The 2,324-nt window shown below is 70.8% G+C and carries 1 protein-coding gene; it reads left to right on the top strand.

The genetic code is table 11. The annotated features are described in order from the left end of the window. A partial coding sequence (gene infB / locus ACLBYE_RS30280) for a translation initiation factor IF-2 (protein ID WP_447696999.1) occupies window positions 1-2,254 on the top strand: 2,254 nt, incomplete at its 5' end. Window positions 2,255-2,324 lie beyond the last annotated feature (70 nt).

Below are 2,324 nucleotides of genomic sequence, written 5' to 3'. Positions count from 1 at the left end.
GGCCCGTCCGGCCGCCGTGCGCCCGGCTGCCTCCGCCGCGGCTCCGGCCGCTCCGCGCCCGCCGCTGACGCCGCGCCCCTCCACGGGCGAGCCGCGCAAGACCATCACGGCCGATTCGCGCAAGCCGCGCGACCTCAACTTCATGGCCCGTCCGGCTCCGGCGCCCGAGCCCGAGAAGAGCGCGACGCCGGCGACCGCCGCGCGTCCCGCCGGAGCGGCCGCCGCGGCACGCCCCGCCGGTCGCGGTGCCCAGACCAACGAGGACGAGTCCGAGACCAAGCGGGTGATCCGCCGTCCCGGCATGCCGCTCAAGATCATCGCGCCTCCGAAGACCCCGAAATCCCCGGGCGGCGACCGCAACCGCGGCCGCCTGACCATCGCCAACGCGACCTCGGGCGAGGAGGAGCGGACGCGCTCCGTCGCCTCATTCCGGCGCCGCCAGCAGCGCATGAGCGGCCGCGGCCACGTGGAGCAGAAGGAGAAGCTGTCCCGCGAGGTGACGATCCCCGAGACGATCACCATCCAGGAACTCGCCAACCGCATGTCGGAGCGGGCCGTGGACGTGATCCGTCTGCTGATGAAGCAGGGGCAGATCCACAAGATCACCGACGTGATCGACTCGGACACCGCCCAGCTCATCGCCGAGGAACTCGGCCACACGGTGCGCCGCGTCGCCGAGTCCGACGTCGAGGAGGGCCTCTCCTCCGACGAGCCGGATCTGGAGGAGGATCTCGATCCCCGTCCGCCGGTGGTCACCATCATGGGCCACGTCGACCACGGCAAGACGTCGCTGCTCGACGCGATCCGCAAGGAGAACGTGGTCGAGGGCGAGGCCGGCGGCATCACCCAGCACATCGGCGCCTATCAGGTCGCGGCGCCCTCCGGCGACATGATCACCTTCATCGACACACCCGGCCACGCGGCGTTCACGTCGATGCGCGCCCGCGGCGCCAAGGTCACCGACATCGTGGTGATCGTGGTGGCGGCCGATGACGGCGTGATGCCCCAGACCATCGAGGCCATCCAGCACGCCAAGGCGGCCGGTGTCCCGATGATCATCGCGGTCAACAAGATCGACAAGCCGGACGCCAAGCCGGAGCGGGTCCGCACGGAGCTGCTGCAGCACGACATCCAGGTCGAGTCGATGGGCGGTGAGACCCTCGAGTTCGAGGTCTCGGCCAAGACCGGCGCCGGCCTGCCGCAGCTCCTGGAGGGCATCCAGATCCAGGCCGAGATCATGAACCTGCGCGCCAACGAGAAGCGCGACGGCGAGGGCACGGTCATCGAGGCCCAGCTCGACCGCGGCCGCGGCCCCGTGGCCACGGTCCTGGTCCAGCGCGGCACCCTGTTCACCGGCGACATCGTCGTCGCGGGCGCCGAGTGGGGCCGCGTGCGCGCCCTGATCGACGATCTCGGCGAGAACGTGCAGTACGCCGGCCCCTCCGTTCCGGTCGAGGTTCTGGGCTTCAACGGCACGCCGGATGCCGGCGACCGCGTGATCGTGGTGCCGAACGAGGCCCGCGCCCGCGAGGTCACCGAGTACCGCGCCCGTCAGAAGCGGGAGCGTCAGAACGCGCGGACCGGCGGTGCCAACCGCTCGCTGGTCGACATGATGCGCGACCTCAAGGAAGGCGCCGGCCGCAAGGAGCTGCCGGTCGTCATCAAGGGCGACGTGCAGGGCTCGGTCGAGGCGATCTCGGGCGCCCTGGAGAAGCTCGGCAACGACGAGGTCGCGGCCCGCATCCTCCTGGCCGGCGTCGGCGGCATCACCGAGTCGGACATCACCCTGGCGCAGGCCTCGAAGGCCGTCGTCATCGGCTTCAACGTGCGCGCCCACAAGGAGGCCCGCGAGGCCGCCGAGCGGGCGGGCATCGAGATCCGCTACTACAACATCATCTACGACCTCGTGGACGACATCAAAGCCACGCTGTCGGGGATGCTGCCGCCGACGCTCCGCGAGGAGCGCCTGGGCGAGGCGACGATCCAGGAGGTCTTCGAGGTCTCGAAGGTCGGCAAGGTCGCGGGTTGCCGCGTCACCGACGGCATCGTGGAGCGCGGCGCGCATGTCCGCCTCATCCGCGACAGCGTCGTGATCCACGAGGGCAAGCTCAAGACGCTCAAGCGCTTCAAGGACGACGCGAAGGAAGTCACCTCCGGTCAGGAGTGCGGCATGGCCTTCGAGAACTTCGAGAACATGCGCGCGGGCGACGTGATCGAGTGCTACCGGGTCGAGGAGATCCGCCGCACCCTCTGACGCTCCGGACTCATCCGGACAGGGCGGGGCGGGGCCCTGCCCCGGGCGGGGCGGCTGCGGTCTGGGTGGG

Source organism: Methylobacterium sp. A52T, from assembly GCF_053346095.1.
Note: the sequence above shows the minus strand (reverse complement) of the source record. Positions and strands in the feature narration are given on the sequence as shown.